Origin of the sequence: Polaromonas eurypsychrophila (assembly GCF_014641715.1) — a bacterium.
Taxonomy (GTDB): Bacteria; Pseudomonadota; Gammaproteobacteria; order Burkholderiales; family Burkholderiaceae_C; genus Polaromonas; species Polaromonas eurypsychrophila.
Window position 1 is genome coordinate 77,202 of record NZ_BMIG01000010.1, and the last position, 22,777, is coordinate 99,978.

A 22,777-nucleotide genomic window follows, 5' to 3' on the forward strand; every position below is an offset into this window, starting at 1 on the left:
CCCATGACAATCGCCATCTCCCCTGTTGAAGACATCGTGGCCGACATGCGCGCCGGTCGCATGGTGATTTTGGTCGACGAAGAAGACCGCGAAAACGAAGGCGATCTGGTGCTGGCCGCCGACCACGTCAGCGCTGAGGCCATCAACTTCATGGCGCGTTACGGCCGCGGCCTGATCTGCCTGACACTCACGCGTGAACGCTGTGAAAGGCTGCAGTTGCCACCCATGGTGGCGCGCAATGGAACCAAAATGGGCACGGCGTTTACCGTGTCCATCGAGGCTGCCGAAGGTGTGACCACGGGTATTTCTGCGGCAGACCGGGCCCGGACGGTGCAGGCTGCAGTGGCAAGGGACGCAAAAGTCAGCGACCTGGTCCAGCCCGGCCATATCTTTCCGCTGCAGGCCGTTGACGGCGGCGTGCTGATGCGTGCAGGCCATACAGAAGCCGGCTGCGACCTGGCCGGTATGGCCGGCTGCTCCCCGTCGGCCGTGATCTGCGAGATCATGAAGGACGACGGCACCATGGCACGCCTGCCAGACCTGCAGGTCTTTGCTGCCGAACATGGGTTGAAAATCGGCACGATTGCCGACCTGATTGCGCACCGCAGCCGCCATGATTCGCTGATTGAAAAAATCGGCGAGCGCATCATTCAGACAGCCTTCGGTGAATTCACCGTGCATGCTTTCAAGGACCAGCCCAGCCAAGGCCTGCACCTCGCGCTTGTCAAGGGCCAATGGGGCGCAGACGAAGCCGTGGCCGCGCGCGTGCACGAGCCGCTGTCGGTGCTGGACGCCCTGGAAACCGGTCGGTCCATGCATTCCTGGAGCCTGGACCAGAGCCTGACGCATCTGGCCAAGGCAGGCAAAGGTGTCGCGGTGCTGCTCAATTGCGGCGAAAGCGCAGCCCAGTTGCTTGCGCAGTTCGAGGGCACGGCGCGCGCCAGCCAGGCGCCAGAGCGCGGCCGCATGGACTTGCGTACCTACGGCGTGGGTGCGCAGATCCTGCGCGAGTGCGGCGTGCACAAGATGGAACTGATGGGCAACCCGCGCCGAATGCCCAGCATGACGGGTTACGGCCTTGAGATCACCGGCTATATCGCCAACAAAAAGGAATAAAACGTGTTTGGTGCAGAAAAAGGCTCAGCCGATCATCTGAACGGCAAAAAACTCTCGGTAGGCATCGTTCAGGCGCGTTTCAACGAAAGTATCACGAATGCCCTGGCTCAGGCTTGCTGGCAGGAGTTGCTGGCGCTTGGCGTTGAAGAAAAAAACATCCACCACGTCAAGGTACCGGGTGCGCTAGAAATTCCGTCGGCGCTGCAAGCGCTGGCCGAGCGTGACCAGTACGACGCGCTGATTGCACTGGGCTGCATCATCCGCGGCGAAACCTACCACTTTGAACTCGTTGCCAATGAAAGCGGCGCCTCGGTCAGTCGGCTGGCGCTGGACTACCAGTTGCCTATCGCCAACGCCATCCTGACCGTGGAAAACGTCGCCCAGGCCGAAGCCCGACAGGTAGACAAGGGCCGCGATGCGGCGCGGGTTGCCGTGGAAATGGCCAATCTGCTGAACGAACTTTCCTGAACACACCGCAACACATTCACCAGGCGCGCATGTCCGACACCCCCCCCACCAAACCCAAACGCCCGCCGCAGACCCGCACCGGCCTGACCGACACCGGCGTCAAAAAAGCCGCGGACAAATCGGCGCGCACGCGCGCGCGCGAGTTTGCCCTTCAGGCGCTGTACCAGCATCTGGTGGGACGCAACCAAGCGGAGTCCATCGATGCCTTCACGCGGGACCTGGTCGGCTTTCACAAGGCGGACTCCGCACACTACGACGCCCTGCTGCACGGCTGCATCAGCGAGGCCGCCGCGCTGGACGAGAGCTTCACACCCTTGCTGGACCGCAAGATGGTGGAAATCTCGCCGGTCGAGCACGCGGTGCTTTGGATAGGCGCCTATGAGTTCAAGCACTGCCTGGATGTGCCCTACCGCGTGGTCATCAACGAATGTATCGAGCTGGCCAAGGCCTTTGGCGGCACCGATGGCCACAAATACGTCAACGGTGTGTTGCACAAGCTGGCTCCCAACTTCCGGGCAGCCGAAGTCGCTGCCGACAAAAAAACCTGATACGCAGCATGACGCCCCTGCGAATCGCCCGGCGCGCCCAGCGCATTGAGCCTTTCTACGTGATGGAAGTTGCCAAGGCGGCGGCCACCCTTGCCAGGGAGGTAGCGCACACGTCCCGGCCCATGATCTTCCTCAACATTGGCGAGCCGGACTTCACCGCGCCGCCGCTGGTTCAGCAAGCCGCGGCCCGCGCCATCCACGACGGCAACACCCAATACACCCAGGCTACCGGTCTGCAAAGCCTGCGTGAACGCATCAGCGGCTGGTATGCCTCGCGCTTTCAGGCCGATGTGGCACCGGCCCGCATCATCATCACCGCAGGCGCATCGGCGGCGCTGCAACTGGCCTGCCTGGCGCTGATAGAAGCCGGCGACGACATCCTGATGCCGGACCCGAGTTATCCCTGCAACCGGCATTTTGTCAGCGCCGCCGAAGGCAACGCGGTGCTGGTGCCGACCAGCGCTGCAGAACGCTTCCAGCTCAGCAGCGCCAAGGTGCAGGCTGCCTGGACCGAGCGTACCCGTGGCGTGCTGCTGGCCTCCCCGTCGAATCCGACCGGCACCTCGATCGCACCGGACGAACTGCGCCGCATCCACGCGTTTGTGCACAGCCGTGGCGGCATCACGCTGATCGACGAGATCTACCTGGGCCTGAGCTACGAAGAAAACTTCGGGCACACGGCGCTGGCCATGGCCGATGGCCTGGGCCAAAACATCATCAGCATCAACAGCTTCAGCAAATACTTCAACATGACCGGCTGGCGCCTGGGCTGGCTGGTGGTCCCCGAGGAACTTGCGCCGGTGATCGAGCGCATCGCGCAAAACCTGTTCATCTGCCCCAGCACCGTGGCGCAGCACGCGGCGCTGGCCTGCTTTGAGCCTGAGAGCCTGGCCGAATACGAACGCCGCCGTGCCGAGTTCAAAGCCAGGCGCGACTACTTCATTCCCGAACTCAACCGTCTCGGCCTGAAGGTGCCGGTGATGCCGGACGGAGCTTTTTACGCCTATGCCGACTGCACGGATGCTGCGAAACGGCTGGGGGTGTCAGGCAGTTGGGACTTCGCTTTTGAACTCATGCAGCGTGCCCATCTGGCGGTGACACCAGGTCGCGATTTCGGAACCATGGCGCCCGAACGCTACATCCGCTTTTCCACGGCCAACTCGATGGCGCAATTGCAGGAAGCCGTCGCGCGGCTGGAGAAAGTCATTGGCTAGCCCTGGCAATCCTTTCAAGCAGGGGCCGCGGGACTGGCTTCGCCAGAGCGCAGGCGCAGCGGCCCCTCTTCTTCGTGCAAGGGGCAGCGCACCGCCGCAGGCACACGAAGTAAAAAGCGTGGGGGTCACGTTTCAATGGCCGCTGCGCGTGTACTGGGAAGACACCGATGCCGGCGGCATTGTGTTTTATGCCAACTACCTGAAATTTTTTGAGCGCTCACGCACCGAATGGCTCAGATCACTGGGGATTGAACAACACGCGCTGCGCGAGAGCACAGGCGGGATGTTTGTCGTGATTGAGACCAGCGTGCGTTACCACCGGCCAGCGCGACTCGATGATGAACTGATTGTTACCGCGGGCCTGATTGAAAAAGGCCGCGCGTCCTTGATAATCGGGCAACAGGCGCTATTAAAATCAGAGCATGGGCCCGTTCTGCTGTGTGAAGGCACGATACGCATTGGCTGGGTCGATGCCGCTGGCCTGAAACCTGCACGAATTCCCGCTGACCTCCTTGACCGTCTGGAAACCACAACATGAATCAGGATCTATCCATCGTCAACCTCCTCCTCAACGCCAGCTGGGTGGTCCAGGGCGTGGTGGCATTGCTGGTCGGCGTGTCGATTGCGAGCTGGGCGGCGATTTTCCGCAAAATCATCTCGCTCAAACGCGTGCAGTCGCTCAACGACGAGTTTGACCGCGAGTTCTGGTCCGGCACCAGCCTGAATGACCTGTACGCTGCGGCCACGCAAAACGCCAAAACCAGCGGCCCCATGGAGCGTATTTTTGCCAGCGGCATGCGCGAGTTCCAGAAGTTGCGCGAGCGGCGCATGGCCGACCCCAGCACCCTGCTGGACGGCGCCCGCCGCGCCATGCGCGCCAGTTACCAGCGCGAGGTTGATGCGGTCGAGGCCAACCTGTCTTTTCTGGCCACTGTGGGTTCTGTCTCGCCCTACGTCGGCCTGTTCGGCACGGTCTGGGGCATCATGCACGCCTTCACAGGCCTGGCAGCACTTGAGCAAGTGACGCTATCCTCGGTGGCACCCGGCATCGCCGAAGCGCTGGTGGCTACCGCCATCGGCCTGTTCGCCGCCATCCCGGCCGTGGTCGCCTACAACCGTTTTGCGCACGACATCGACCGCGTCGCCAACAAGCTGGAGACCTTCATCGAGGAGTTCTCCAACATCCTGCAGCGCAACCTGGGCGCCACCTCGCCTTCCGGTCACTAGACATGTGGACCCCCACGCTTATCACTTCGTGTAATACGCTGCCCCCCGAGGGGGCTGGCCTTGCTTGGGGCGGCCCGGCGCGGCGGCCGGCCTAGGAAAAACACATGCCAACAGTTTCATCCCGCGGTCGCGGCCGCCGCACCATCAGCGAAATCAACATGGTGCCCTTCATCGACGTGATGCTGGTGCTGCTCATCATCTTCATGGTGACGGCGCCGCTGATCACGCCCAGCATGATTGCGCTGCCCAAGGTCGGCAAGGCGCCGGGCCAGCCGCCGAAACCTATCCAGATCGAGATCAGCAAGGACGAAGTCATCCAGATCAAGTCGGAAGGCAAGTCGGTTCCGGCACGGCTGACGGAGATCGGCGCGGCCGTCAAGCGTTTGCAGCCATCGGTACCGGCTGGCGATCAGGTGACACCGGTGGTGATCAGCGCCGACAAATCCATCAAGTATGAAACCGTGGTCAAGGTCATGGACGCGCTGCAAAAGGCCGGTGTCGCGCGCGTCGGCCTGTCGGTGCAAACCGGCAACTGACCGAGGTGCCCTCCATCAATGCCCAGCGCCGCTGACCGCCTCGACCTTGCACCGCAACCCGATCCCGGTGCGCTGCGGTCCTTGGGCCTGGCGCTGCTGGTGCATGCGCTGCTGATAGCTGCGCTGACCTGGGGCATCAACTGGAAACACAGCGACCCGGATCTGTCGTTTGAAGCCGAACTGTGGTCCAGCCTGCCGCAGGAAGCGGCGCCCAAGCTGGTGGAGCCTCCGCCAGCGCCTCCTCCTCCCCCTGCGCCACCCGAGCCCGTGGTCAAAGCGCTGCCACCGCCACCCGCGCCTGACGCGGACATTGCGCTTGAGCGCGAGAAAAAACGCAAGCTGGAACTGAAGAAAAAAGAGGCTGAGCTGGTAAAGGCCAAAGCCGAGCAGGACAAACTGAAAGAGCTTCAGGCCAAAAAGGACAAAGAGCAGAAGGCCAAGGAAGACCTCGCCAAACGCAAGGCCGAGGAAGCCAAGAAGCTGGAAGCCAAAAAGGCCGAAGACAAAAAAACTGACGCGAAAGATGCGGAGAAGAAAAAGCTGGCGGACGCTGCGGCGGAAAAGCTGCGCCAGGACAACATCAAACGCGCCATGGGTCTGGCCGGCGCTACCGGTGGAGCCGACGCCAAAGGCACGGCGCAAAAAGCCAGCGGGCCTTCAGCCAGCTACGGCGGCAAGGTGCGCGCCAAAGTCAAGCCCAACATTGTCTTCACCGAAGACATTGCCGGCAACCCGACTTCCGAAGTCGAGGTGCGCACCGGGCCGGACGGCACCATCCTCAGCCAGCGCCTGATCAAACCCAGTGGCAACAAAGCCTGGGACGATGCCGTGATCAAGGCCATCATTCGCACAGAGACCATGCCGAAAGACGTGGATGGCCGAGTGCCGACGCCCATGATTCTGGAGTTTCGGCCCAAGGACTGAGCGTCCCTGACTGTCATCCCGGACTCGATCCGGGATCCACGCAGCATGAACCAGCGGCCCGGATGATTCAGCATGGATTGCGGGTCAAGCCCGCAATGACGCCCGTGAAAGCAGGTTTATTCCAAGCCCAAAATGGCAACCAATTCGCTATACATTTAATAGCTGCTCTCGCCCATCTTGTATGGGCTAGAGTCCGATTTCACTCATAAACTATTTTTGCCAGACCCTGGTCGGCCTGGGCCATCCAGCTCGCCAGTGCGGCATCGGTGGGGAAGAACTTCGCGGCTTCACCGAGCTGCAATTCAGCAACAACACTGCTGCGTTTGAGGCTCAGGCGCACCGGCAGGCCGCGGCTGACTTCGCCCTGTTCCGACATTTCCTTGCGCGGTGGGAAATCGCGCACGATGCGCTGCACGTCCGGCGCTGAGCCGTTGACCGCCACACGCAGGTACTTGCCGAAGCGGCAACGCGCCGACTCCAGGCTCCAGACCTGCGTCACCTTGAAGCGGCGGCCAAAACGCTCGGACGCTGGCTGCAGGGTGCCTTGCACAATCACGAGTTCATCGTCCTTCAGCAGGTTGCGGTTGGCATTGAAGGTGGCCTCGTCCACCGAGGCTTCCAGCGTGTCGGTTTTGTCGTCGAGTTTGAAAATGATCAGCTTGCCGCGGTTGCCGTTAATCACGCGCAGGTCACTGACGATGGCCGCCAGCAGGGTCTGATCCCGCGAGTCGATCAGGTCGTCGATCTTGCGTTTGACGAACTGCCTCACCTCGGTCTCGACCTCGTCGAACAGGTGGCCGGACAGGTAAAAGCCGATCGCGGTTTTCTCCTGCACCAGCCGCGCCTTGATGCCGAAAGGAACGGCTTCGACCAGGGGTGGCTCCTGCGTACTCGCCGCATGAGAGTCCATGTCGAACAACCCGCCCTGGTTGACGTTGGCTTCGGCCTGCGCGGCGAATTCAAACGCCCGGTCCACCGAGGCGAGCAGGGATGCGCGGTTCAACTGCAGGTTGTCGAAGGCACCAGCCTTGATCAATGCCTCGACCGTGCGTTTGTTCATTTTGGTCTTGTCGACGCGCAGGCAGAAGTCGAACAGTGAGGTGAACGCACCGCCGGCCTCGCGCGCGGTGACGATGGCGGCAATCGCCTGCTGGCCGGTGCCCTTGACCGCGCCCAGACCGTAGCGGATGCTGGTGTTGCTGATCGGCTCGAAACGGTAATGGCCGCGGTTCACGTCGGGCGACTCGAAGCTGATGCCCATCTTCTGCGCGTCGCCAAAAAGAATCCGCAACTTGTCGGTGTCACCCATCTCCACGGTCATGTTGGCGCAGAAGAACTCGGCCGTGTAGTGACGTTTGAGCCAGGCGGTGTGATAGGCCAGCAGCGCGTAGGCCGCCGAGTGCGACTTGTTGAAGCCGTAGCCGGCGAACTTCTCCATCAAATCAAAAACCTCGTCAGCCTTCTCCTGCGACAGGCCATTGACACCGGCGCCCTTGCGGAAGACTTCCCGCTGCGAGGCCATCTCCTTCTCGTCCTTCTTGCCCATGGCACGGCGCAGCATGTCGGCGCCGCCCAGCGAATAGCCGCCAAGGATCTGCGCCGTCTGCATCACCTGCTCCTGGTAGACCATGATGCCGTAGGTCTCTTCGAGGATGGGCTTGACGCGCGGGTCCGGGTATTCGGGTGTTTCCTTGCCCTGCTTGCGCGCGATGTAGGTCGGGATCAGGTCCATCGGGCCCGGACGGTACAGCGCGTTCATCGCGATCAGGTCTTCCAGGCGGTTGGGCCTGGCGTCGCGCAACATGCGCTGCATGCCGATACTTTCAAACTGGAACACGGCTTCGGTCTTGCCCTCGGCAAACAGCGCGTAGACCCGTGCGTCATCGAGCGGCAGGTTTTCAAACTTGAAGTCCTTTTGCGCCGGATGCCGCTGGACGATGAACTCGCGTGCCAGCTCCAGAATGGTCAGCGTGGCCAGACCCAAAAAGTCAAACTTGACCAGGCCGATGGCCTCGACGTCGTTCTTGTCGAACTGGCTGACAGCCGAGGTGCTGCCGGGCTGCAGGTAGAGCGGACAGAAGTCGGTGAGTTTGCCCGGCGCGATCAGCACGCCGCCGGCATGCATGCCGACATTGCGCGTCAGGCCTTCGAGCTTGCGCGCAAGCTCAAGCAAGGTGCGCACATCCTCTTCCTTGGCTTCGCGTTCAGCCAGCACCGGTTCGGCCTCCAGCGCGTAGACCATCTTGTCGTTTTTCTTGCGGTCGGCAGGCACCAGTTGCAGGGTGACGGCCTGGCCGGGCTTGTTCGGGATCAGCTTGGAGATACCGTCGCAAAAACCATAGGAAAAATCGAGCACGCGGCCGACGTCGCGAATCGCTGCGCGCGCCGCCATGGTTCCGAAAGTCACGATCTGGCTGACCGCGGCGTGGCCGTACTTGTCTTTCACATAGTCGATGACGCGGTCGCGGTTGGTCTGGCAGAAGTCGATGTCGAAGTCGGGCATGGACACCCGCTCCGGATTGAGGAAACGCTCGAACAGCAGGTTGTACTGCAGCGGGTCCAGGTCGGTGATCTTCAGCGAGTAGGCCACCAGCGAGCCGGCGCCGGAACCGCGTCCCGGCCCCACCGGACAACCGTTGTTCTTGGCCCAGTTGATAAAGTCCCCGACGATCAGGAAATAACCGGGAAAACCCATCTTCAGGATGGTGTTGATCTCGAACTCCAGCCGCTCGACGTACTCCGGCCGCTTGTCATTGCGGACCGCCTCATTCGGGTACAGGTGCGCCAGCCGCTGCTCCAGCCCTTCAAACGAGGCATGACGAAAATATTCGTCCGGCGGCATGCGCACGCCATTGACCTCGGGCGTTGGGTACTCGGGCAGCATGGCCTTGCCGAGTTCCAGCTTGAGGTTGCAGCGCTTGGCAATCTCCAGCGTGTTAGCCAGCGCCGACGGCAGATCGGCAAACAGCTCAGTCATCTGCGCCGAGGACTTGAAATACTGCTCGCGCGTGAACTTGCGCAGGCGCCGTGCATTGCCCAGAATCTCTCCACCGGCGATACAGACCCGTGCTTCGTGGGCTTCGTAATCGTCATAACCCAGGAACTGCACCGGATGGGTGGCCACCACCGGCAGCTTGAGCCGGGCCGCAAGCTGTACGGCCGCCGACACATGCTGCTCGTCGTCCGCGCGTTGCGCGCGCTGCAACTCAATGTAAAAACGGTGCGGGAAAAGCCCCGCAAAATACAGCGCACATTCGAGCGCGCGCGGGCCGTCGCCCTGCACCAGCGCCTGTCCCACAGCGCCGCCCTGTGCGCCCGACAGTGCAATCAGGCCTTCGCCAAGCTCCTGCAGCCACTCCAGACTGATGACGGCCTGGTCGCGCACCACGCCACGGGTCCAGGCGCGTGTCAGCAGCTCCGACAGATTGAGGTAGCCCTGGCGGCTCTGCACCAGCAACAACAAGCGCGCGGGTGGCGCTGTGGCGTCCTTGCCGGGTACCTGCACCCACACGTCCGCGCCTATCAGCGGCTTGACGCCGGCGCCACGGCTTTCCTTGTAAAACTTCACCGTGCCGAACAGGTTGCCCAGGTCGGTGATCGCCAACGCCGGCTGGCCGTCGGAAGCTGCGGCCTGCACGATTTCATCGATGCGGTTGGTGCCGTCAACGACGGAAAACTCGGTATGAAGGCGTAAATGAACAAACATGGCCTCATTTTAGAGGTGAGCCCGCCGGGGCTTTTGTATCAGTGTGCTGCTTGCTGCCCAGGCCCTGCCTACAATGACCTGCATCATGCAGATTCTGAACATCGCAGCCTACAAATTCATCGCCCTGGACGACCGGCCGGCGCTGCAGGCCGCGTTGCGTGATACCGCTCAAAGCCGCGCCCTGCGCGGCACGGTGCTGCTGGCCGAAGAAGGCATCAACCTGTTCCTGGCGGGCGGTAGCAGCGACATTCATGATTTTCTGGCATGGCTGCGCCTGGATGCCCGCTTTCAGGACCTGGAGGTCAAAGAAAGCTGGTCCACGGCCCAGCCTTTTCGCAAACTGCTGGTCAAGATCAAACCCGAAATCATACGCATGGACCATCCGGCCATCCGTCCCGCGGCCGGCCGCGCACCCTCGGTGGATGCCACGACCCTGAAGCGCTGGCTGGACACCGGGCTCGATGACAGCGGCCGGCCGGTGGTGACTCTGGATACGCGCAATGATTTTGAAGTCGATGTGGGCACCTTCCGGGGAGCGATCGACTGGCGCATCACCAAATTCACCGAGTTTCCGCAAGCCTTGCTGAAGCACCGCGATGAACTACGGGGCAAGACCGTGGTGAGTTTTTGCACCGGCGGCATACGCTGTGAAAAGGCAGCGATTTTTATGCACGAAGCCGGTGTCGAGAATGTGGTTCAGCTCGATGGCGGAATCTTGAAATATTTCGGAGACGTGGGCCTTGCACACTTCGATGGCGAGTGTTTCGTATTCGACGCGCGCCGGGCAGTGAATGCGGCGCTGACCCCAAAGGTCGATGTCGGCGCCTTGTCTGACATCCGCCCGGTACAAACCGTGAAAAGCTGTCAGCTCGTTTGACTCCGACTGGTGGACGCCATGCTTTCTCCCCAACCTGTTCAACTTGGCCTGCCGGCAGAAGCTGCGGCCTCCAGCATGGTCCGGCGCTTCCAGCAGGTTCGCGCGCAGTCGGTGGCACTGATCCGACCTCTCAGCGCCGAGGACTGTCAATTGCAGTCCATGCCCGATGCGAGCCCCGCCAAGTGGCACCTGGCGCACCTGACCTGGTTTTTTGAAACCTTCATCCTCGAGCGTTTCGAGACAAATTTCAAACCTTTTGACGCCAGCTTCAGGGTGCTGTTCAACAGCTATTACAACGGCGTCGGCGACAAGTACCCGCGCCCGCAGCGCGGAATGATCAGCCGTCCGACCTTGGAGCAGGTGCTGGACTATCGGTCGGAGGTTGATGAGCGAATCCTGGCTGTGCTGACACAGCATCCGGACGATGCAGAACTGGCCAAGCTGGTCACGCTGGGCCTGCACCACGAGCAGCAACACCAGGAGTTGCTGCTGACCGACATCAAACACGCCTTGTCCTTCAACCCGGCCCGGCCAGCCTATGCGCGCCAGTGGCCGCTGGCCGGTATCAGCCCGCAGCCGCTGCGCTGGATCGGTTTTGAGGGCGGTTTGCTGGAACTTGGCTTCGATCCCCGCAGTGACGGCGACTTTGCCTTCGACAATGAAACGCCGCGCCACAAGGTCTACATCGCACCCTTTGACATCGGCAGCAGGCTGGTCACCAACGGTGAAATGATGGCCTTCATCGAAGACGGCGGCTACCGCCGGCCCGAGTTGTGGCTGTCCATGGGCTGGGACTGGGCGCAAACAAACCATGCGGCGATGCCGCTGTACTGGCAGGCCAGTGACCACGGTTGCGGCTACCAGAACTTCACCTTGCAGGGTCTGGTGGAGGTGGACGCCCATACACCGGTGTGCCACCTCAGTTATTTTGAAGCGGATGCCTACGCGCGTTGGGCAGGTGCGCGTCTGCCGACCGAATTTGAATGGGAACTGGCAGCACGCAGCGTACCGGCCCAGCAAGCCACACAAGGCAATTTTGTCGAGGGTGCCGCCTACCACCCGATCCCGCTGCAGCAGCAAAGTCCCGGCAGCCCGGCGCAGATGTTCGGTGATGTCTGGGAGTGGACACAGTCCAACTACAACCCCTACCCCGGCTACAAGCCCTGGGAAGGTCTGGTCGGTGAGTACAACGGCAAGTTCATGTGCAACCAGTTTGTGCTGCGCGGCGGTTCGTGTGCCACGCCGCACAGCCACATCCGCGCGAGTTACCGCAACTTCTTCCCGCCCGACGCGCAGTGGCAGTTCAGTGGTTTGCGCCTGGCGCGCGATATCGCCTGAGCCCGAAACTCAATCCGCGATAAAGCAGCGGCGCTCAGACATCAGAATCAGCTCGGCGTCGCCGGGCACCTGGCCCCATGGCCTGGGCCTCTGCGGCCCGCGCTCCGAATGCACCATGCCGCGGCCCTCCCAGCGCCATCAGCATACTCATTGCAACCTCTGCACATGCGTGTCGATCTCGGTGGTGACGGTGGCCATGAGCTTATGCACCGGGCATTTTTTGGCGACGGCTTCAAGCTCCAGAAGTTGGGCGTCGCTGAGCTCGCCACGGATTTGCAAGGTCGCGGTCAGCTTGTAAATGCCGGCGCGCTCCCCGGAATCGTCCCGCGTGACCACCGTGTTCACATCTTCCACCGGGAGGCCCTTCTTGCGGGCGTACCACATGACTGTGATGGCCTTGCAGGCGCCCAGCGCGGCGTCGTACAGGTCATGCGGGCTGGGGCCAGCGTCGTCGCCGCCCTCCTTCGGACTCACATCGGCGCTCAGCGAATGCCGGTTGATCGCGACAGTTTGTGCGAGTGCATGGGTTTTATCGCGTTTGAGTTCTACAGACATGGGGACTCCTTGAACGAGAAAGCAGATCTGGACAGGCGTAGCACCTCTCAGGATTTGAAACGTGCACTGACCGCAGCTACACGCTCGCCGAAAGCGCGTGCCGACGCCAGGTCACCGGGCGGCATGTCGCCGGCACCAGCGTCTGACGGGGCCTGGCCGATGGCGCCGCTGTAGGAGCCCAGGTAGTTCGGATCGTTGCGCTGCGCCGCTTTGCTGTTGCTAGGCATCACGCCCTGGCTGACCCACAGGCCGCCATGTTGCATGGCCAGCGTGAACAGATAGTTCAGGGTCGAGGACTTGTCGCCGTTTATGGCCGCACTGTGAGTAAAGCCCGCAAACAGCTTGTCCTTCCAGGCCTGGGTGTACCAAATCTTTGATGACGCATCGGCAAACTTCTTGAACTGCCAGCTCACGCTGCCCATGTAGGTGGGTGAGCCCATGATGATGGCGCCTGCAGCAGTCAGCGTGTCCCAGCCGCCTTCCGGCAAATTGCCGTCTGCATCGATGGCCAGCAGGTCGGCGCCGGCGCCATCCGCCACCGCCTGCGCCATGCGCTGGGTATGGCCGTAGCCGGAGTGGTAAAGCACCACAACTGTTGTCATTGTCTTGTCCTAGGCAGGCAAAAAAGACAGGTCAACCGGGTAGGCTGGCCTGCGCGAAAAAACGGACGAACGTCGGTATCAACCCTTGAACTTGGCGTCCACGCTCCAGGCGCCAGCACCCCAGGCAACGATGGTCAGCAAACCGCCGACCACGGCGATGTTCTTGAAAAAGGCCTGCTTTTGCATCATGACCTGCTCAACCGGAACACTCCAGTAGGCATGGAAGATAAAGGTGATGACGGCGGTAAAGATGGCAATGCCGAGCGCTGCCCATCGGGTCTGAAAGCCCACCAGCAGCAGCAGACCAAGACCGAGTTCAACCGCAATCGCAATCGCCGCTGCGACTTCGGGCATGGGCACGCCCTTGGAGGCGATGTAGCCAGCGGTACCGGCAAAACCCGCGATTTTTCCGAAGCCTGCCGGAATGAACAGCAGTGCAATAAGTGCGCGACCGAGCAGGGAAAACGGATTTTGCAGTGAGTTAAGCATGGCGAGCCCTTTTAAAAAAGTTATGAAGAAACAAAAATAATGAACCTAAGCGCCTCGGCGCGCAAGTCAGTGTGCGCCACGTCAAAAAACGTTCTGCGCGACCAGGGAGCCCTACGGCGCCAAATCGAACACCAGCACCTCCGCGTCTTTACCGCCGGAGAGCTGCAGAAGGCCTTCGCCCTCCAGCTTCGCGGCATCGCCAGCCGCCAGCTTCTGGCCGTTGACCTGCAACTCGCCGCGCACCAGTTGCACATAGGCCTTACGCCGGGGATCAAGCGCCAATTCCGTGCGCTCATCACCGTCGAACAGGCCGGCGTACAGCTTGGCATCGGCGTGTACCGTCACCGAGCCTTCAGCACCGTTGTTCGACGCCACCAGCCTCAGTGCGCCGCGTTTTTCATTGGCAGCAAAGGTCTTTTGCTCGTAACCGGGCGCAATGCCGGTGACATTGGGCTCAATCCAGATCTGCAGAAAATGCGTGGTGGCGTCCTGGGCATGGTTGAACTCGCTGTGCTGGATGCCGCGCCCAGCACTCATGCGCTGTACGTCGCCGGGCGGGATGGAGGCGCCGTTGCCGATGCTGTCCTTGTGTCCGATGGCGCCGCTCATGACATAACTGATGATTTCCATGTTCTGGTGCCCATGCGTGCCGAAACCGAATCCCGGTGCGATGCGGTCTTCGTTGATCACGCGCAGGTTGCCGAAGCCCATATGGGCCGGATCGTAATAACCGGCAAAGGAAAACGAGTGGTACGACTTGAGCCAGCCGTGGTCGGCATAACCGCGTTCGGCAGATTTTCGCAAGGTAAGCATGTGGCAGTCCTTTCGGGAGGGGTGGTGGATTCCTTGACTCCAATGTAGGTGGGCTTGCCCCCTTGATAATTGTCGATGTTTGATGGCATCATTCAAATTATTTGAATTATCGACCTTCGGCAGTCGGTCCGTCCAAATCATGCACAGCGTCCGCGATGTCCTGACCCCTGAAGCCCTCGGCTTGATCGAGGCCGTGCACCGAACGGGTAGTCTGGCCGCCGCCGCGCGCGAGCTCGGCGTGGTGCCCAGCGCGCTCACCTACCGCGTGCGGCAAATGGAAGACGCACTCGATGTGTTGCTGTTTGATCGCTCCTCGCGGCAGGCCCGGCTGACCGAAGCCGGCCACGAGTTGCTGCGCGAAGGCAACCGCTTGCTGATCGAGCTTGACGCCGTGGCGCACCGGGTGAAACGGGTGGCGACCGGCTGGGAGCCGCAACTGACGATCACCGCCGACGGCGTCATTTCAAGCACCACGCTGTTTGAACTCTGCGAGGCTTTTTACGCCTTGAACCCACCGACCCGGCTGCGCATCCGTTCTGAAACGCTGTCAGGCACCTGGGAAACGCTGGTGGCGGGCCAGGCCGATCTCGCCATTGGCTGCATCGTGGAAGTCACGCAGTCGCGCGGTATCCTGAACCGGCCCATGGGCGAGCTGCCCTTTGTGTTTGCCGTGGCACCGCATCACCCGCTGGCCGGCGAAAGCGGCAGCATCAGCGATGCCCAGCTTCAGCAGCACCGCGCAGTGGCTGTGGCTGACACCACCTTGCGCGGCGCCGGCATCAGCGTCGGCCTGCTGGGTGGCCAGGACGTGCTGACCGTGCCCACCATGCAATACAAGCTCGAAGCTCAGCTGCGCGGCATCGGTTGTGGCTTTTTGCCGGAATGCCTGGCCCGGCCTTACCTGAGTACCGGTCGCCTGGTGGCCAAGACGGTAGACCGGCCGCGCCGCGCTATGGCCATGAGTTACGCCTGGCGCGGCCACAGCGCTACAGCCGCAACCATGCCTGCAAAAAAAGGCGCAAAAATTGGCACCCAGCCCGCACCGGCGGCGGCCAATGGCCGCGCCTTGAACTGGTGGCTGGAGCAGCTGGCCAGGCCGACGACGCAACTGGCATTGCTGGAGCGCCACCACAGCGTGTAGAGTTCAGCCATGACAGTCAAAACAAAACCCGGCAAAAAACCCTCCAAACCTCCCGCGGCCTCGTCCGCCCCCCGGCACTATGCCGTGGTGGGCGCCGGCATCGCCGGCATCAGTTGCGCACGCACGCTGATGCAGGCCGGTCACCGCGTCACGGTGTTTGAAAAAAGTCGCAGCCCCGGCGGGCGCATGGCGACCCGCCACACCGAGTTCGGCGACTTCGACCATGGCACGCAGTACTTCACAGTGCGCGATGCGCGTTTCGAAAAAGCCCTGGCCACCAGTGCCGGTCTGGTACGGCCCTGGAGCGCCAACACCGTGCGCATTCTCGATGAGGCCGGCCGCGTGGTGGCGTCCTCGCTGCCGCCCAAGGAGGCGCACTGGGTGCCAACGCCTGGCATGAACGCGCTGGTCAAACAATGGGCCCAGCCGCTGGCGGCCGCCGACGCGCTGGTTCTGGAAACCCATGTGATCCGCATGGAAGTAGACAAGCTGCATCCGGAGCGCTGGCAACTGCAGACCGAAGGCCCCGGCGCGCGCCCCCTGGTGTATTCGGGTTTCGATGCGGTGATCCTGGCTCTACCCTCGCCGCAGGCGCATGCACTGCTGTTGAGCTCGCAACAGGGCAAGGCCCTGATGCCGGCGCTCGCGGACGTCAGCATCGCCCCCTGCTGGACCCTGATGCTGGCTTTTCCGCAAGCTCTGCAGCCGACGCTGCCGCACCTGGGCCCGCAGTGGAACGCCGCGCGCAGCACGCATCACCGCATTGCCTGGCTGGCACGGGAGTCGTCCAAGCCCGGCCGCAGTGCGATCGAACGCTGGACCGTTCAGGCCAGCCCCGAGTGGTCCGAACGCCACCTCGAGGATGACGACGAACGCGTCAAGGCCAAACTGCTCAAGGCCTTCACCGAAGTCACCGGCATACGCGCACAACCGCCGCATGCCGCCGTGCACCGCTGGCGTTACGCCCAGACCACCGAGGTGCTGGGCAAGCCCTTTTTGTGGGACGCCAAATCCCGCATCGGTGCCTGCGGCGACTGGTGTACTGGCCACCGGGTTGAAGACGGTTTTGTCTCGGGACTGGAAATGGCCTTGAACATCTGCTAGCCAAGCTGAGGGGAAGGAATTGACGAGCGTGGAGGCTCCCTCTTCACCAGTCGGGGCCGCGGAACCGGCTTCGCCGGGCCGCAGGCGCAGCGCCCCCTCGGGGGGCAGTGAACCACACGAAGTGGGGAGCGTGGGAGCTCAATACGTCGGTCGGTTTGCCCCCTCCCCCACCGGGCCGCTGCATGCCGGCTCGCTGGTCGCGGCACTCGCGAGCTGGCTGGACGCGCGCGCCCACGGCGGTCAGTGGCTGGTACGCATCGAGGACATCGACACACCGCGCTGCGTAGCCGGTGCGGATGCCCTGATCCTGAAACAACTGGCCGCCTGCGGGCTGTTGTCCGATGCCCCGCCGCTGTACCAGTCGCGGCGCGGCGCGGTCTACCAAGCCGCAATCGATGGACTGATTGCCAGGCAACGCGCCTATCCCTGCGGCTGCACGCGGCAGGACATTGCGCAGGCGCTGGCCGACGCCGGACAGCCCAAATCCCGCCATGGCGAACTGGTTTACCCCGGCACCTGCCGGCAGGGATTGCGGGGCCGCCCGACACGTGCCTGGCGATTTTTTACAGGAAATAACGTATCAAATAAGTCCTCAGCCCATATCAGACATGGGGAAAAAGCTATCGATTTTGTAGCAAATGACGGCATGGGTTGGCAAGACCGGCGTCTCGGGTCGCAGCAGCAGGACGTGGCCCGCGCGGTTGGCGATTTCGTGCTGCAGCGCGCCGACCGTCTGTGGGCCTACCAGCTCGCCGTTGTGGTGGACGATGGCGCGCAAGGCATCAGCGACGTGGTGCGCGGCCAGGACCTGCTTGATAACACCGCGCGCCAGATCCTGCTGCAACGCGCGCTGGGATTGCCGACACCGCGCTACCTGCATGTACCGCTGGTGATGGCGGTCGACGGCGAAAAACTCTCCAAGCAAAATGGCGCACAGCCGCTGGACACCAGCAAACCGCTGGCCAGCCTGGTTGCTGCAGCGCAGGTACTGGGCCTGCAGGTGGCCGCTGAAGGCGAGCTGGCGGACTGGCTGGCTCAGGCGGTGCTGCAATGGGCGGCCCTGTACCCGCCGTCGGTCAGCACGCGCCCTTAAAATCACACCTGTGACTGAAACAACACGCCCCGGCGACACATCCCCTCCAGCGACAGATGCAACGGATGTCGCCCACCACCGCAGCATCCGCAGCTTTGTACGCCGCACCGGGCGCACCACCATCGGACAGGCCAAAGCCTTTGAGGACGTGGGACCAGCCTACCTGTTGCCCTACGCGCCCGAGGCCATGCACTTTACGGCAGTGTATGGACGCACGGCGCCCACCATCCTCGAAATCGGCTTTGGCATGGGCGAGGCCACGGCCCACATCGCCGCGCTGATGCCTTCGACAAACTTTCTGTGCTGCGAGGTCCACACACCGGGCGTGGGCGCGCTGCTCAAACGCATCAGCGAGCAGGGCCTGAGCAACATCCGCATCGTCCAGCACGACGCCGTGGAAGTGTTGCAGCACATGCTGGCGCCGCTGAGTCTGGATGGTGTGCACATCTTTTTCCCCGATCCCTGGCACAAGAAAAAACACAACAAACGCCGCCTGATCCAGCCGCCGCTGATTGCGCAACTGGTGACCCGGCTCAAACCCGGCGGCTACCTTCACTGCGCGACCGACTGGCAACCCTATGCCGAGCAGATTCTGGAAGTACTCAGTGCCGAGCCGCTGCTCAAAAATACCGCCGGCACATCCGGCGACGGCTACGCGTCCAAACCGCATTACCGTCCGCTCACCAAGTTTGAAAACCGCGGCATCAAGCTCGGGCACGGCGTCTGGGACCTGGTGTTTACGCGTGTCCAAGCCCCTTAAAACTGTAGAAGCCCAGGACCGTACGGCCGCGGGGGCTCTTTCTCCACCAGCAGGGGCCGCGGATCTGGCTTTGCCAGTGCGCAGGCGCAGCGCCCCCGAGGGGCTGGAGCCTGCGGCTCCAAACCTGCCTGCGCAGGTTTGGACAGGCGGCAGAAGCGAAGCCTCTGGCGAGCGGCGGCCTGCAAGGCCTCGCGCAGTTCGCGACGCGACAAGCGTGGAGGCTCATAAATTCGGCGGCTTGCCAACACGCGATGGGGTGAGCCCGAGCTGTGTCAGCCTGCCCAGTGGCGACTGGTCCACCTTTACTGATTTTCTGGTCCAGCGTTTCCCCGAAATTTCGCGCGAAGTTTGGCTGCAGCGCATGGCGGCTGCTGAAGTTGTCGATGAGTTCGGGCAAGCCGTCACGCCGCAGCGCGCCTATCGTGGCCACATGCGGCTGTATTACTACCGCGCCTTGCCGCCAGAAACCCGTATCCCCTTCGACGAAAATCTGCTGTTTCAGGACGAGCATCTGGTGGTGGTCGACAAGCCGCATTTTTTGCCAGTCACGCCTTCAGGCCACTACCTGCAGGAGACCTTGCTGGTGCGCCTGAAAAACCGGCTGGGCCTGAACGGCCTGAGCCCGATTCACCGCATCGACCGGGAAACCGCAGGCATCGTGCTGTTTTCAGTGAAGCCGCAGGAGCGCGCCGCCTACCAGGATCTGTTCCGCCAGCGCACCGTCGACAAGTTGTATGAAGCGATTGCGCCCTGGCGCACCGACATCAGCTTTCCGCGCGTGAGCCGCAGCCGCATCGTCGAAGGTCAGCCGTTTTTCCGCCAGGCCGAGGTGGACGGGCCGCCCAACAGCGAAACCCTGATCGAGCTGCTGGAGACGCGCGGCACGCTGGCGCGTTACAGCCTGAGCCCGGTCACCGGCAAAAAACACCAGTTGCGCGTGCACATGTATGCGCTGGGCCTGCCCATTGTCAACGACCGCGTCTACCCGCCGCTGGACCCGACGCCCGAGGACGACTATCGCTTCCCGCTGCAATTGCTCGCGCAGGCCATCAGCTTTGACGACCCGTTCACTAGCGAGCGCCGGCAGTTCAGCAGCCGGCGAAAACTGGATTTTCCGGAACCTTAAATCCGGACTTCCTTAGCTGTGATCTGGTATTTGAAATCGTCAGGCGCGTAAGAGTCAAAGCGACCGCCCGCGTCTTCGGCCACGGGGTACATGAAGAAGCCCAGTTTTTCGAGTTTCGAATTCGGAAGCGCTAGATCGTGCGCCGTGTTGTAGGCCATCCAGTTGCCTTCCCAGCCACCGAACAGCGCCTTGTTGACCGGTGCGACCACCGGGTTGGTGGTGTTCTTGATCCAGTCGGCGGTTTCCAGGCGCATCACCTTGGCCACGTCGGCCGGGTCCATCGCCACCCAGCCATAGCCCTTGAGGAACACTTCCGAGCGGCAATGCTGCGCGCCCTTGAGGCTGGCCGGGTTGCCGCTGAGTTCCTTGTAGCCGAAAGCAGAGGGCACCAGGCGAATGCCATAAACATCGCGCGCCGGGATGCCGACTGAGCGGCACAGACCAACAAACAGCGCGTTCAGGTCGGCGCATTTTCCGCCAAGGTTGCCGGTCTCCAGCATGGTCTTGATGTCGCCTTCGCCGCAGCCGCGCACCTTGGGGTCGCGATAGGTATTGGCGACAATCCAGTCATAAATTTTTTGCGTTTTTTCAACATCGGTTCTGGCATTGCCGATGGCTTGCTGTGCTGTTGTTCGCACGATGCCGTCAGTGGGTAAAAATTTTGTCGGTCGGGTGAAAAAACGCAGCGTGTCGGCGTCTTCACGCACGGCGGTTTTTTTCGACCAGTCGACGGCGCGGCCCTGGGTCTGCACGCGGCTGGTCAACTCGACAAAGGGCTGAGGCTGGCCGGCAGGAAATTCGGCATACAGCATCTTGGCGCCGTCCACCCCGTCGTCGGTCAAGTCGGTTTTGCCGTTGCTGGAAAAACTGCTGCCCTGCGAGCGCTGGTAGTCGCTGTTGACCGAAGGAATCGGCAACCAGACCTTGCTCACGCCCTGGGGCTTGAGGATGTCCACGCGCGTCGTGACCTCGAAGGTGCGCCAGGCGCCGCTTTGTGGCGCAAAGTTGCTGCGGGCAGGTGCTGGCGCCTGCGCGAAGTTGACGGCGGGCAATGCGGCAGCCATCGCGGCTGCAGCCGTATTTTTGAGGAAGGTACGGCGAACGGTGGTCATGAAAGGATCTCCGGGATGGTGGTTGTGCGACGTGACCGGGCAAGTGAAGATGCGCCGGAATGTCAGCGCAATTATGGCCGGAGTCAGCGTACCTCGTGGCTAGCGCGTCTGGCCATACACGCCCTTCATGACGCGGGTTAGTCCCTAGAAAAAAAGCCTGGGTTATATTTATTCGGCAAACAAAAAAATCAGGGCCCTGGCTGCCTGCAACAACAACGGGACAACCGGCCAGAGGAGGCCGAGAGCATGAACGAATCGGGCAAGCCAACAAAGCCGCCGGGAGGGGTGCTGATCAGGCAGGTGGGCACTGATGGCGCTGCATGGGTGCGGCAGACCGTGCTGACACGGCTTGAGGCGCTGGATCTTGCGCACCTCGTTCTGGCCGACGCAGGCGCCGACGCCCGCAGCAGTTTTATACGGCTCAGCCTGGACGCAGGCCACGCCGCCTGGGCGACCGGTCACGACACCTTGGCCTTGTCCGCCAGCCTGCAACTCGACCCGCAAGAGGAGTTGGCAGACCTCACGCGCGAAATCGTGCTGTCTCTGCTCATGGCGCCTGTTGCGGTGGAGTTTCCGAGCGCGGACGAACTGGTATCCGCCGTGCATATCCGGCGCAACATCGTGCAGGCCGCCCGCAAAACCACGCTGGCTTTTCATACCAGCCAGGCCGAGCGACCCGAGGACTGCTGGACCTACAAGGAAGACTGCGGCTTTGTCATCTTGCCCGGTGTTTCGCTCACAGTTGCGCTGGCCAAGGCCACGCAGCCGGAGGTGTCGGGCAGGCTGTATTCGTTTTCCTGCTATCGCGCCACCGAGTACGTGATTTTGCTGGGTATCGCGCAGGAACTGGCGCATTGCCATCCGGATCTTTTCCGGCGCTTGCAAAGCTTTTGGGCGGTGCGACCCGTCATGTCGGGTGAGTTCCACGAGGTTTTTTTGCGGGAACAGGGCACCATGGAGGCGCCACTGCCGCCACGTTATTACGTGCCGGGAGACCGGGTGTGGTTTCGCAATCCTGACGAAGCGTCCTCGGAAGCCTCGGGCTACGAAGGCTCCTGGGTCATCTACCTGGGCGCGGGCCTGTTCAGCAATTTCTGGAAGTGGCATCAGCCCTACACGCTGGCCGACAAGTGCCTGGAAATTTACCACTGGCGCCATGCACTTTACATCGACGCCGACGGGCATGAGCGCGTCGACGAAACAAAGGTGGACAAACTGGTGGCCACCGCACAGCAAGACCCCGCCGAGGTCGAACGCATCCTGGCCCTGATGCAGCGCTACCGCGAGCCGCGCGGCATCTACGTGGACGGCGGTTGTCTGGACACCACGCGCGAGTTTGCGCGCTGGGTACACCCCGCAACCACGGACATCGTGCTTCCCCCGACTTCAGGCCACATTCAGTAGGCGAGCAGCGCGGCTATCAGCTGCGCGGCCGGAGCACCGGTCCAGTCCACCTCGCCCTGCACACGCTGGCGCGGCCGGCCCTGGCGGTCGATCAGCACCGTGGTCGGAAACACCTTGACACCCCAGGCGCCGGCGGTCTGGCCCTGCGAGTCCAGCAGCACGGGCAAGCTCAAACCGGTTGTCGCCGCAAACTGGATGGCGCGTCTCGGATGCTCCTTGTAGTTTAGCGCCAGCACCAGCAGCTTGTCGGGACCATACAGGTCGGCGATTTGCTGCAAGGTCGGCATTTCAGCACGACAGGGCTCACACCAACTGGCCCAGAAGTTAATCAGCACCGCGCGGCCCTTCAAATCAGCCAGACGCCAGGTTTTACCGGTGGTATCAAGCGTTTCAAAAACCGGCGTTGCCCCTTGCCACGGCGAAACGGTGTAACTGGCCTCGCCCGCCGCCATCGCGTCGCGCCACAGCATACAGGCGCCGCCTGCCAGCAGTGCGGCCTGTAATATCCGTCGCCGGGATTCAATGAAAGGTAAGTCTGGGGTCATGTTGACGACCAAGCGTATCAGGGTCGGGGTATCAGAGCAGGCTGCAGGGCCTCATGCCGCGAACAATCAACCCGCAATC

Annotated in this window: 23 protein-coding genes; 16 read left to right on the forward strand and 7 right to left on the reverse strand. The window is 62.2% G+C overall.

From position 1 onward, the window contains the following. The first annotated feature begins 3 nt into the window (after positions 1-3). The 8 genes from ribBA to tolA all read left to right on the forward strand — a co-directional run bounded on the left by ribBA (position 4) and on the right by tolA (position 6,033). Positions 4-1,116 (forward strand): bifunctional 3,4-dihydroxy-2-butanone-4-phosphate synthase/GTP cyclohydrolase II, encoded by a 1,113-nt coding sequence (gene ribBA, locus IEX16_RS13915; RefSeq protein WP_188709087.1) that lies wholly within the window; start codon positions 4-6, stop codon positions 1,114-1,116. 3 nt (positions 1,117-1,119) lie between these two features. Further along, positions 1,120-1,584 carry a 6,7-dimethyl-8-ribityllumazine synthase gene (gene ribH, locus IEX16_RS13920; RefSeq protein WP_188709088.1) on the forward strand — a complete coding sequence of 155 codons (465 nt, stop codon included), beginning with the start codon at positions 1,120-1,122 and terminating at the stop codon, positions 1,582-1,584. Between the two features lie 29 nt (positions 1,585-1,613). Further along, complete coding sequence (gene nusB, locus IEX16_RS13925; RefSeq protein WP_188709089.1) at positions 1,614-2,132, forward strand: transcription antitermination factor NusB; 519 nt, start codon at positions 1,614-1,616, stop codon at positions 2,130-2,132. An 8-nt stretch (positions 2,133-2,140) separates the two neighbouring features. Next, on the forward strand, positions 2,141-3,346 hold the full coding sequence (locus tag IEX16_RS13930) for a pyridoxal phosphate-dependent aminotransferase (RefSeq protein WP_373288348.1): 1,206 nt from the start codon (positions 2,141-2,143) through the stop codon (positions 3,344-3,346). Between the two features lie 118 nt (positions 3,347-3,464). Continuing rightward, on the forward strand, positions 3,465-3,884 hold the full coding sequence (ybgC, locus tag IEX16_RS13935) for a tol-pal system-associated acyl-CoA thioesterase (protein WP_188709090.1): 420 nt from the start codon (positions 3,465-3,467) through the stop codon (positions 3,882-3,884). Next, positions 3,881-4,573, forward strand: coding sequence for a protein TolQ (tolQ, locus tag IEX16_RS13940; protein WP_188709091.1), 693 nt, complete (start codon positions 3,881-3,883; stop codon positions 4,571-4,573). The genes ybgC and tolQ overlap by 4 nt, the downstream gene beginning before the upstream one ends. 104 nt (positions 4,574-4,677) lie before the next feature. After that, positions 4,678-5,109, forward strand: a complete 432-nt coding sequence (locus IEX16_RS13945; RefSeq protein WP_188709092.1) for an ExbD/TolR family protein — start codon at positions 4,678-4,680, stop codon at positions 5,107-5,109. An 18-nt stretch (positions 5,110-5,127) separates the two neighbouring features. After that, the gene (gene tolA / locus IEX16_RS13950; RefSeq protein WP_188709093.1) at positions 5,128-6,033 is read left to right on the forward strand and encodes a cell envelope integrity protein TolA; all 906 of its coding nucleotides are present in this window, start codon (positions 5,128-5,130) and stop codon (positions 6,031-6,033) included. Between the two features lie 199 nt (positions 6,034-6,232). Here the strand turns inward: tolA and dnaE are convergent, their stop codons facing one another. Continuing rightward, the gene (gene dnaE / locus IEX16_RS13955) at positions 6,233-9,739 is read right to left on the reverse strand and encodes a DNA polymerase III subunit alpha (protein ID WP_188709094.1); all 3,507 of its coding nucleotides are present in this window, start codon (positions 9,737-9,739) and stop codon (positions 6,233-6,235) included. Positions 9,740-9,824: 85 nt separating this feature from the next. Between dnaE and IEX16_RS13960 the strand changes: the two genes are divergently transcribed. Together IEX16_RS13960 and egtB are read left to right on the forward strand one after the other, a co-directional pair. Then, entirely contained in the window at positions 9,825-10,616 is a 792-nt protein-coding gene (locus tag IEX16_RS13960) for a sulfurtransferase (RefSeq protein ID WP_373288349.1), read from the forward strand. An 18-nt stretch (positions 10,617-10,634) separates the two neighbouring features. Continuing rightward, positions 10,635-11,954: an ergothioneine biosynthesis protein EgtB gene (gene egtB / locus IEX16_RS13965; protein WP_188709095.1), complete on the forward strand. Its 1,320-nt coding sequence runs from the start codon at positions 10,635-10,637 to the stop codon at positions 11,952-11,954. Positions 11,955-12,101: 147 nt separating this feature from the next. On the opposite strand, the gene IEX16_RS13970 is transcribed toward egtB, so the two are convergent. The 4 genes from IEX16_RS13970 to IEX16_RS13985 all read right to left on the reverse strand — a co-directional run bounded on the left by IEX16_RS13970 (position 12,102) and on the right by IEX16_RS13985 (position 14,413). Next, positions 12,102-12,509, reverse strand: a complete 408-nt coding sequence (locus IEX16_RS13970; RefSeq protein ID WP_188709096.1) for an OsmC family protein — start codon at positions 12,507-12,509, stop codon at positions 12,102-12,104. 47 nt (positions 12,510-12,556) lie between these two features. After that, complete coding sequence (locus tag IEX16_RS13975) at positions 12,557-13,111, reverse strand: flavodoxin family protein (RefSeq protein WP_188709097.1); 555 nt, start codon at positions 13,109-13,111, stop codon at positions 12,557-12,559. A gap of 78 nt (positions 13,112-13,189) precedes the next feature. Then, positions 13,190-13,600 carry a DoxX family protein gene (locus IEX16_RS13980; protein WP_188709098.1) on the reverse strand — a complete coding sequence of 137 codons (411 nt, stop codon included), beginning with the start codon at positions 13,598-13,600 and terminating at the stop codon, positions 13,190-13,192. A 111-nt stretch (positions 13,601-13,711) separates the two neighbouring features. Then, positions 13,712-14,413, reverse strand: coding sequence for a pirin family protein (locus IEX16_RS13985; RefSeq protein ID WP_188709099.1), 702 nt, complete (start codon positions 14,411-14,413; stop codon positions 13,712-13,714). 139 nt (positions 14,414-14,552) lie between these two features. On the opposite strand from IEX16_RS13985, the gene IEX16_RS13990 reads away from it, so the two are divergent. From IEX16_RS13990 to IEX16_RS14010, 5 genes are all read left to right on the forward strand, one after another. Then, on the forward strand, positions 14,553-15,554 hold the full coding sequence (locus IEX16_RS13990) for a LysR family transcriptional regulator (protein ID WP_188709100.1): 1,002 nt from the start codon (positions 14,553-14,555) through the stop codon (positions 15,552-15,554). Between the two features lie 9 nt (positions 15,555-15,563). Then, a complete protein-coding gene (locus IEX16_RS13995; protein WP_188709101.1) occupies positions 15,564-16,658 on the forward strand; it encodes an NAD(P)/FAD-dependent oxidoreductase in 1,095 nt (364 codons plus the stop codon). A 130-nt stretch (positions 16,659-16,788) separates the two neighbouring features. Then, positions 16,789-17,751, forward strand: a complete 963-nt coding sequence (gluQRS, locus tag IEX16_RS14000) for a tRNA glutamyl-Q(34) synthetase GluQRS (protein ID WP_188709102.1) — start codon at positions 16,789-16,791, stop codon at positions 17,749-17,751. Between the two features lie 10 nt (positions 17,752-17,761). Then, positions 17,762-18,511, forward strand: a complete 750-nt coding sequence (gene trmB / locus IEX16_RS14005; protein ID WP_188709103.1) for a tRNA (guanosine(46)-N7)-methyltransferase TrmB — start codon at positions 17,762-17,764, stop codon at positions 18,509-18,511. A gap of 214 nt (positions 18,512-18,725) precedes the next feature. Then, positions 18,726-19,637: an RluA family pseudouridine synthase gene (locus IEX16_RS14010; RefSeq protein WP_188709104.1), complete on the forward strand. Its 912-nt coding sequence runs from the start codon at positions 18,726-18,728 to the stop codon at positions 19,635-19,637. Here IEX16_RS14010 and IEX16_RS14015 read toward each other — a convergent pair. Next, positions 19,634-20,749: a transglutaminase-like domain-containing protein gene (locus IEX16_RS14015; protein WP_188709105.1), complete on the reverse strand. Its 1,116-nt coding sequence runs from the start codon at positions 20,747-20,749 to the stop codon at positions 19,634-19,636. The genes IEX16_RS14010 and IEX16_RS14015 overlap by 4 nt on opposite strands. A 246-nt stretch (positions 20,750-20,995) precedes the next feature. Between IEX16_RS14015 and IEX16_RS14020 the strand changes: the two genes are divergently transcribed. Then, on the forward strand, positions 20,996-22,153 hold the full coding sequence (locus tag IEX16_RS14020) for a TGL-type protein-glutamine gamma-glutamyltransferase (protein WP_188709106.1): 1,158 nt from the start codon (positions 20,996-20,998) through the stop codon (positions 22,151-22,153). Here the strand turns inward: IEX16_RS14020 and IEX16_RS14025 are convergent. Further along, complete coding sequence (locus IEX16_RS14025; RefSeq protein ID WP_188709107.1) at positions 22,147-22,698, reverse strand: TlpA disulfide reductase family protein; 552 nt, start codon at positions 22,696-22,698, stop codon at positions 22,147-22,149. The two genes, IEX16_RS14020 and IEX16_RS14025, sit on opposite strands and share 7 nt — an antisense overlap. Between the last annotated feature and the right edge of the window lie 79 nt (positions 22,699-22,777).

Bases quoted from the DNA above. Each gene is read 5' to 3' on its own strand.
- ribBA (WP_188709087.1), top strand. From the start codon at position 4: ATGACAATCGCCATCTCCCCTGTTGAAGACATCGTGGCCGACATGCGC.
- nusB (WP_188709089.1), top strand. From the start codon at position 1,614: ATGTCCGACACCCCCCCCACCAAACCCAAACGCCCGCCGCAGACCCGC.
- IEX16_RS13930 (WP_373288348.1), top strand. From the start codon at position 2,141: ATGACGCCCCTGCGAATCGCCCGGCGCGCCCAGCGCATTGAGCCTTTC.
- tolQ (WP_188709091.1), top strand. From the start codon at position 3,881: ATGAATCAGGATCTATCCATCGTCAACCTCCTCCTCAACGCCAGCTGG.
- IEX16_RS13945 (WP_188709092.1), top strand. From the start codon at position 4,678: ATGCCAACAGTTTCATCCCGCGGTCGCGGCCGCCGCACCATCAGCGAA.
- tolA (WP_188709093.1), top strand. From the start codon at position 5,128: ATGCCCAGCGCCGCTGACCGCCTCGACCTTGCACCGCAACCCGATCCC.
- dnaE (WP_188709094.1), bottom strand. From the start codon at position 9,739: ATGTTTGTTCATTTACGCCTTCATACCGAGTTTTCCGTCGTTGACGGC.
- IEX16_RS13960 (WP_373288349.1), top strand. From the start codon at position 9,825: ATGCAGATTCTGAACATCGCAGCCTACAAATTCATCGCCCTGGACGAC.
- egtB (WP_188709095.1), top strand. From the start codon at position 10,635: ATGCTTTCTCCCCAACCTGTTCAACTTGGCCTGCCGGCAGAAGCTGCG.
- IEX16_RS13970 (WP_188709096.1), bottom strand. From the start codon at position 12,509: ATGTCTGTAGAACTCAAACGCGATAAAACCCATGCACTCGCACAAACT.
- IEX16_RS13975 (WP_188709097.1), bottom strand. From the start codon at position 13,111: ATGACAACAGTTGTGGTGCTTTACCACTCCGGCTACGGCCATACCCAG.
- IEX16_RS13980 (WP_188709098.1), bottom strand. From the start codon at position 13,600: ATGCTTAACTCACTGCAAAATCCGTTTTCCCTGCTCGGTCGCGCACTT.
- IEX16_RS13985 (WP_188709099.1), bottom strand. From the start codon at position 14,413: ATGCTTACCTTGCGAAAATCTGCCGAACGCGGTTATGCCGACCACGGC.
- IEX16_RS13990 (WP_188709100.1), top strand. From the start codon at position 14,553: ATGCACAGCGTCCGCGATGTCCTGACCCCTGAAGCCCTCGGCTTGATC.
- IEX16_RS13995 (WP_188709101.1), top strand. From the start codon at position 15,564: ATGACAGTCAAAACAAAACCCGGCAAAAAACCCTCCAAACCTCCCGCG.
- IEX16_RS14015 (WP_188709105.1), bottom strand. From the start codon at position 20,749: ATGACCACCGTTCGCCGTACCTTCCTCAAAAATACGGCTGCAGCCGCG.
- IEX16_RS14020 (WP_188709106.1), top strand. From the start codon at position 20,996: ATGAACGAATCGGGCAAGCCAACAAAGCCGCCGGGAGGGGTGCTGATC.
- IEX16_RS14025 (WP_188709107.1), bottom strand. From the start codon at position 22,698: ATGACCCCAGACTTACCTTTCATTGAATCCCGGCGACGGATATTACAG.